Origin of the sequence: Hyphomicrobium sp., assembly GCF_003987855.1 — a bacterium.
GTDB lineage: Bacteria > Pseudomonadota > Alphaproteobacteria > Rhizobiales > Hyphomicrobiaceae > Hyphomicrobium_B.
In genome coordinates this window covers 21,009-28,563 of record NZ_RXIZ01000023.1, presented here as the reverse complement: position 1 = coordinate 28,563, position 7,555 = coordinate 21,009, and the positions used below count along the sequence as shown (strand labels likewise).

The following is a 7,555-nucleotide window of genomic DNA, read 5'->3' as shown; positions in this document are numbered from 1 at the left end:
GCCGATGGCTTCGATGTGCAGGACGTAACCTGCCGTCCAGCCCGGAAGAATGGTGGCCTGGCCGGTGAACTTCACGTGGCTGCCGAGCGTCGAACCAAGGTCGGTGACGTAGGCGTTCGACTCAGCGCCGTCGTCCCACCACATGACCTGCTGGCCAACCCAGCCCGACACGGTCAGAGAAACCTTGCGGTTGCCCTTACGCGCCGTCGTTGCTTCCAATTCCGCAATGCGCTCCTCGAGGTCTGCGCAGCAATTCCCCCCGAGGTCAGCCGCCGATGCACTGCTGGTCGTCAGGCCGCCCGCAACTAGGCCTGCTGCCACCAGGGCACTCAGACTGTACTTGTTCATAGAACTACTCCCGTCTGCTTCGACTTGAGGAATGTCGGATGGAACGCCACGTTCAGCCCCAACACTCTTCTTTAACGCGGTGTTATTGTTACTCTTTACGCGGTGGTATTTTTTATACCGTCCTCAAACCCGTCTTTGCGGTAGGCCGGGCTTCCCCCCGAATCACCGCTTAGGGTTATGTTTTAAGCAGATCTGATTCGGGTGGGGAATAGTCGTCAGCGGTTTCGCAGTGGAATTGCCGGGCTTTGTGACGGAAATGACACGAGCGTCGGGGGCGCCACACGGTGGCCATGACGCAATCGCATTTCCGACGAATTCTCTTCCCGCCGAACTTAGCCCCCGATTTCACGTCGATGATGACGATGCCGCGCTAAACAGCGTCTCGCACGGACGAACGTTTGGAGCGGCTCTGAATAAATCTTCTCGAGACGAACGCCAAGAGGATAACTACAAGAGCCGCGGAATGGGTCATGAGAACCATCTCTGGCCGGTCGCCGTAGCTCGCGAGCACAAACCGCTCATAGAACAGTGGATGGAAGCGGTCTGGCTGGCCGAAGCTCCAGCGAAACTGTTCCTGCATCGCATCGAGTAGCCGGTAGGCATTGATCAAAGCATTGCCGTTGATCCATTCGAACGCTGCTATCCCAGCAGCTGCGAAGAGTTTCGCGATCGCGTTCAATCCGTCCACTGCATGATCATAAAGCAAGAGCAACGCGAAGAGTGCGATGTGGACCGATACGAAGAACTGCCAGAGGAAATCGATCTGGCCGCGCACGGACATCATCGCTTCGACCAGAGTGCTTTCTTGGAATGGCGTCATTCCTACCCCCAAGTTGACTGATGCCGAATAGATCAGTGCCTAGCTGTTGACCGCTTCGGAAAGATGTCATTCCCGACCGCCTCGTGTCCCCGCCGCACAGCTGCCTCATGTTCATATTTCATTGACGAGAAAGTCACACGGGAAGGGCTTGATCGTGGAAAATCTGCCACAATCGTCGGATAGCTGATGTGGACTGGCCGTCGGGGGCGCTTGCGACTAAGCGTGAGGGCCGACCATACGCACCGCAAGGGTTAGCTGATACCGGAAATGACAGGAAAAATTGTCGATCGACGCGTGCTGCTTGAGAAGGCGGTGTCGGGAACGTTCGCCATGGCTCTGGCGAAATTTGCCCTCGCCGTGACGTCCGCAGAAGCAGACGGGGCAGCCCCCGCGCAACAGCAGCCCCCGCAAGGTACAGCCTTCGCCGCGACGACCGTTAAAACGGAGGCGAAGCGGCTTTCCGATCAGCCCTTCGTCAAGCCGACGATGGACCTCCCGCCTCCGTTCAACAAGCTCTCTTACGACCAGTACCGCGATATCCGCTTCCGTCCCGAAAAGGCGATTTGGAAAGGGGACCATCTCGATTTCCAGATCCAGCCATTTGCCATGGGCTGGTTGTACGACGTCCCCGTCGATCTTTGGATCGTCGAAAACGGGAAGGCGAACCGGCTAGTCGCCGACAGTAAGCTCTTCTCCTTCGGACCTCTCATCGGGCCGGGGCCGGATGCAGCGCCTTTCGGATTTTCGGGCTTCCGTATCCACGGACCCATCAATCGTGCCGACGCCTACGACGAATATACCGTCTTCCAGGGAGCGAGTTACTTTCGCGGCATCGGACGAAACGAAGGCTACGGCGCCTCGGCTCGTGGATTGGCGCTCAACACGGCGCAACCCGGCGGTGAGGAATTTCCCTTTTTCCGCAGTTTCTGGATCGAAAGACCCAAGCCGATTGCAACCGAACTCGTCATCCATGCGTTGCTGGACAGCCCATCGACGACCGGCGCCTATCGGTTCTCGATCATCCCCGGAGAGACAACGGTCATGGACGTGGAGGCGACGCTCTATCCGCGAGTTGCCTTGAGCCACGTGGGCATTGGACCGCTGACCAGTATGTACTTCCACGGCCAGTCGAGCCAGCGCAGGGTGGAAGATATCCGCCCAGCAGTGCACGATAGCGAGGGTCTCGCGATGGTAAACGGTGGCGGCGAAAGACTTTGGCGCCCGCTGAATAATCCGAAGACGCTACAACTCAGTGCGTTCATGGATCAGGATCCAAAAGGCTTCGGTCTTTGGCAGCGAGATCGCGACTTTCACAACTACGAAGATCTCGAGAGCCACTTCGAACGACGGCCGTCTGTTTGGGTGGAACCGGAAGGCCCCTGGGGGTCAGGCTTCGTGGAATTGGTTGAGATCCCGATCGAAGACGAGATCCACGACAATATCGCCGTTTACTGGAAGCCCTCGAAGGAGCTGGCGGCCGGCGGTCCCCACCTCTTCAACTATAAAATCTATTGGGGTCGCGACGTACCGGAGTCGTGGTCAGGCGCCCGCGTCGTCAAGACGCGTGTGGGAAATGGCAAAAAGGCAGGCACTATCTCTTTCGTCATCGATTTGGCGGGTCCGTCGGTCAAAGACGCGAGAGATTTGCCGACGGCTGAATTGTCCTCCAGCGCCGGTCAGATTTCCAATGTCTCGGTCCAACGTAATCCTGAGATCACTGGCGTTCGGGTCTCGTTTAATTTGGCCCCGGGCGACAATGAACTTGTCGAACTGCGTTGCGTTCTGAAGGCAGGCGAGCAACCCATCTCCGAGACTTGGCTCTACCGATGGACAAAGCCGTAAACGAAAACTTCATAGGCGCGATGGCCGAAGTTAAAGCGTATTCCAAACCGACCGTCGACGCGGGTCCGTGGTGGCATCTGCCGCCGCTCGCGCCCCTCGACATGCCAACGCAGGACTTCTCTGCTCCCGTTAAGTCTCGCTTGGACGCGAAGCGACGCGGATACTGGGTGCCGCGAACGGCGATTTTCGCCGGAGCTGCCGTTATGACGGCCGCTTTCGCTCACGAGCTTTTCAGTATCTTGTCGTTCGTGGTGATCACGCCGGTCCAGTTCCTGTTCCTTATCTTGTCGACAATTGCGTTCGGGTGGATCGCGATTGGTACCTTGAGCGCGGCATTGGGCTTCCTTCCGCTTTTCGTCGACGAGCATCCCGATACGATAGAGCCGCCGCCGCCCACGTCACCGCTGTCGTCCCGAACGGCCTTGCTGTTCCCTGTCTATCACGAAGATCCGGCGCGTATCGCCGGCGCGATCGAAGCGATGGTGCGTGAGCTTGCCGAGCTTGGCCGCGACGAGCATTTCGACGTCTTCGTGCTGTCCGACACGCGCGGCGACGATGCCGGCGCGAAAGAGGCCGCCGTCTACCGCGCGCTCTCGACAGAACTCAGCGAGGTCGCGGCGGTATATTACCGGCGGCGTGTCCAGAACACCGCGCGAAAGTCTGGCAACATCGCGGACTGGGTGGAGCGCTTCGGCGCGGCGTATGAGTCCTTCATCATTCTGGATGGCGACAGCGTCATGTCCGGAGGAACTCTGGTGTCGCTTGCGGCGGCGTTGGAGGCAGACCCGAAGGCAGGGCTTATCCAGACTGTGCCTCGCCTCGTAGGTGGTGAAACGCTGCTGCAGCGTCTGCAACAGTTTGCATGCAACACATACGGACCCGCAGTCGCCGCCGGGCTAGCGTTCTGGCACCGCGACCAAGGCAACTACTGGGGCCATAATGCGATCATCCGCACGGCGGCGTTCGCATCGGCCGCGGGGTTACCCGATCTGCCGGGACGCAAGCCATTCGGTGGCCACATCCTCAGTCACGACTTCGTCGAGGCCGTTCTACTCCAACGCGCCGGCTATGGCGTGCACATGATGCCCTCGCTTGAAGGCACATACGAGGGGATGCCGCCCAACATTATCGATGTCGTCGCCCGCGACCGGAGATGGGCACAGGGCAATCTTCAGCATCTGGCTATCGTTTCGCAGCCTGGATTGACACCGATGGGTCGGCTGCACCTCGGGATGGGTGCGGCGTCCTACCTCGTGTCCGGCGTCTGGGCCATGTCTCTTGTGGTTGGCGTGGTGCTTGCCTTGCAAGGCCAGCAGATGATCCCGAGTTACTTCCGGGACGATAAGACCCTCTTTCCGATTTGGCCGACGATCGATCCCGGCGCCGCTCTTCGCCTCTTCTTGGGGACGATGGTCGTCGTGCTTCTGCCGAAAGCTCTCGGTCTGGTGCTCGCGTGGAAGCAGGCCCGGCGGGATCGAAACTTCTTCGGCGGAGTGCGCGTGACGATCGGCGTCCTTATCGAAACGGTTTATTCGATGTTGATCGCGCCGATCTTCATGGTGACCCAAACGGTTGGCGCAGCCGAGATCCTCGCCGGCCGCGATTCCGGTTGGAAGCCGCAGAAGCGCAACGACGGCGCGCTCACGTTCGACGATGCAATGTGGTTTGCCCGCTGGCACACCGCCATCGGCGGTATAGTCGGCGCGATCACCTGGACGATCTCGCCCCCGCTTCTGATGTGGATGTCGCCAGTCATCCTGGGCCTCGTTCTGGCGGGTCCGGTGAGCTGGCTGACGTCCCTCCGCGCCGGGCCTCTGGAGCGATGGGCGCTCGCCACCAACGAAGATCGCAAGCCGCCGCCGGTGCTCGTCGATGCCGGTCATCGGGCGCGTGATTGGGCGAGGAAGATCGCGACGCCCGGTGGGTTGAGCAAAGAGCCCGACGCCGCCGCAGCCTGACGCGCCGACATTCACTCTAGCCTTCTGCCTTTTTGTCGGCTCCGCGCAGCGAACGAACGAGTTCGTTGAAAATCTCGCGAACGCGCAGCGGTTCGGAATCGAGGTACGGCAGCGGTCGGATCACTTCAACGGCAACAACGCCAAGACGGGATGTCAGCGCGCCATTGAAAGCACCTTCGCCAAGCCGGCGAGAGAGACGCCGCAAGACGTCCTGGCCAACAAACTGACCGAGAAGGTCGTCGGTCATGGCGAGGCCGCCAGTCGCGATGATGTGACCGATGACGTTACGAGCCAAGCGAAGCGCACCTAGAATACCGGGTCGCCCGCCGTACAGCGTCGCGATCGCCCGGAACATGCGAACGTTCTCGACCAGCACGAAGCCCATCGCGATCCACATGATCGGCGAAATCGCGGCAACGGTCGCCACGCGTTTCGCCGAAGCGAGGATCACCTTGCGAGCTTCGCCATCAAGAGGGTGAAGGAGTTCGCGATCCGAAAGACGAAGCAGCTCGCCAGGCTCTAATACGTCACCCGAATGGTCCTTCACCCTAGCCAAACCCCAAGCGAGATCCGGACGGCCACGATAGTGGGCGAGAAGGGCTGAGACGGCCTTCCGCTCCGCGGCAGCATCGGGCTTCGCAAGCGTCGATCTGACGAGCGTCCGAAGGCGCGCGAGACGAGCAAGTCGACGGAAGCCAAGAAGCTCTCGCACCACGATGCCGAACAGGGCTAGCGCGATGATCATCATCAGGCCGAACGCAAGCCAGCCAACCCAGTCCTGCCGTTCGAGTGCAACGGAGACGAAGCGGGTGAACCAAAGTCCTGCAGCAAGGGTCGCGAGCGCGCCCATCGCCGAAAACAGAATGCTCCCGAAACGGAATCCGCGATTGACGTCATCCGCAGTGAGACGTCGTGCTCGGGCTTCTGCCCCGCGCGTGGTGACGGCGCCACCCGTGGGAACGCCCGCGTCGGCGAATTCGATGTCTTCGGTAATGTCGTCGGTTTTGAAGACGCGAGGTTTGCGTGGGGGCGTATCGTTGGCGTTTGTCATGCGAGATAGTCCGAGATCAGGAAGTCGAGCGCCCGATCCAATCTGATGTGAGGGAACGCCGCGGGTTTGCCGTCTGCAAGCGTGTTCGCGAGCTTCGGCGGCGCAAAACGGACGAGTTCCAGCGATGCTGACGCCCTATGTCGCGCTTCGTTGAGAGCGGCCGCAGGATCGGCCGGCAAATCGCCAGGGAAGATCGCCGCTTCGGTCAGCCCATCGAAAGTGACCTTGTCGATGCGCTCGCCTTTGATCGGCGTGCCGCGAAGGCAGGGCAACGTCTCGCCTCCATGCTTCGCCGTGGCCTCTCGCGTAGCGCGTAAGGCAGAAAGTGCTAAAGCGTTCACCCCCGCGCCTTCCGTCTGAGCACGCAGAACGGCATCGTCGACAATCTCCTTCAGAATGCCCTCGAGGCGGTCATGGCTCGATGCCGGAAGATGATCAGCCTTCGTCGCGGCAAAGAGAACGCGATCGATCCGCCGGCCTAGAAACATCGAGATCCAGGAATTGGCGCCCGGACGGAACGCCCGGAGAATGTTCGTCATCGCTCGCTCCAGATCGCCAACGGCTTCCGCGCCCCGGTGCAAGGCTGTCAGCACATCGACAAGTACGATCTGGCGATCGAGCTTGGCGAAGTGATCATTGAAGAACGGTCGGACGACGAGCGATTTGTAGCTTTCGAAACGGCGCGCCATCATCGCCACCAGCGACCCGCGCGGCAGGCGCTCGTCCGATGTCAGTGGCATCGGAAAGAAGGTGAGGAGGGGTGAGCCGTCGAGTTCCCCAGGCAGGAGGAAGCGGCCGGGAGCCAACGTCGATTGGGCGCCGCTGTCACGTGTCGCCCGCAGGTAGGCAGTAAAGAGCTTGGCGCCTGTAATCGCAATCTGCTCGTCTTCTGCAGCGGCTGGGTCGGTGCCCGCGAGAAAATCGAGAAATGGTTTCGCGAACTCGGTGCGTGACGGCGAGGCAGCGAGCGCCAGAGCTTCGGTAGAGAATGCGCGGTAATCCTGCTCGATCATCGGCAGGTCGGTCAGCCATTCCCCAGGGTAGTCGACGATGTCGAGGTGCAGTTTCGAATAACCAGCCAGGCGCTTCAGGAGATGCGATGAGCGATATTCGATCGTCACACGCAGTTCCGATATCCGCTTCGTGCTTTCCGGCCATCGCGGCGGCGTGGAGAGCAAATCGGCAAGATGCGCCTCATAGTCGAAGCGAGGGATGCTGTCGTCGGGCTGCGGCTCGAGGTAGGCACGCACGATCCTGTGTTCCGCATCTGCCGCGAAGAAGGGCAGACGACCGCCGCTGACCAGATTTCGCACCAGCGCTGTAATGAAAACCGTCTTGCCTGCGCGCGACAGCCCCGTCACGCCAAGCCGGACTGACGGTGTCAGGTAATCCGACAGGCGGGCCTGAGCATCCTTGAGGAAATCGGAATAAGACGTATCTGACAAATGATGCCGCGCATGTCGCAAGGGAAAGGGGCCCGGAGGCCCCTTTTAAGTGGCGTAAGTTGCAGGCCTCGACAAGACGCTTCGGCTGCGC

The 7,555-nt window shown here is 60.4% G+C and carries 5 protein-coding genes and 1 pseudogene; 2 read left to right on the top strand and 4 right to left on the bottom strand.

Translation table 11 applies throughout. From position 1 onward, the window contains the following. Both EKK30_RS18115 and EKK30_RS18110 read right to left on the bottom strand, forming a co-directional pair. Positions 1-348: pseudogene (locus tag EKK30_RS18115) on the bottom strand (porin); the annotation flags it as partial. A 370-nt stretch (positions 349-718) separates the two neighbouring features. Then, positions 719-1,168 (bottom strand): hypothetical protein, encoded by a 450-nt coding sequence (locus EKK30_RS18110; protein WP_290987160.1) that lies wholly within the window; start codon positions 1,166-1,168, stop codon positions 719-721. Positions 1,169-1,435: 267 nt separating this feature from the next. Between EKK30_RS18110 and EKK30_RS18105 the strand changes: the two genes are divergently transcribed. Both EKK30_RS18105 and mdoH read left to right on the top strand, forming a co-directional pair. Next, a complete protein-coding gene (locus tag EKK30_RS18105) occupies positions 1,436-3,010 on the top strand; it encodes a glucan biosynthesis protein (protein WP_290987159.1) in 1,575 nt (524 codons plus the stop codon). Beyond that, positions 2,995-4,968 carry a glucans biosynthesis glucosyltransferase MdoH gene (gene mdoH / locus EKK30_RS18100; RefSeq protein ID WP_290987158.1) on the top strand — a complete coding sequence of 658 codons (1,974 nt, stop codon included), beginning with the start codon at positions 2,995-2,997 and terminating at the stop codon, positions 4,966-4,968. Before EKK30_RS18105 ends, mdoH begins: the two co-directional genes overlap by 16 nt. Positions 4,969-4,984: 16 nt before the next feature. On the opposite strand, the gene EKK30_RS18095 is transcribed toward mdoH, so the two are convergent. Together EKK30_RS18095 and EKK30_RS18090 are read right to left on the bottom strand one after the other, a co-directional pair. Further along, complete coding sequence (locus tag EKK30_RS18095) at positions 4,985-6,019, bottom strand: YcjF family protein (RefSeq protein ID WP_290987157.1); 1,035 nt, start codon at positions 6,017-6,019, stop codon at positions 4,985-4,987. Next, positions 6,016-7,464 carry a YcjX family protein gene (locus EKK30_RS18090; RefSeq protein ID WP_290987156.1) on the bottom strand — a complete coding sequence of 483 codons (1,449 nt, stop codon included), beginning with the start codon at positions 7,462-7,464 and terminating at the stop codon, positions 6,016-6,018. The genes EKK30_RS18095 and EKK30_RS18090 overlap by 4 nt, the downstream gene beginning before the upstream one ends. Between the last annotated feature and the right edge of the window lie 91 nt (positions 7,465-7,555).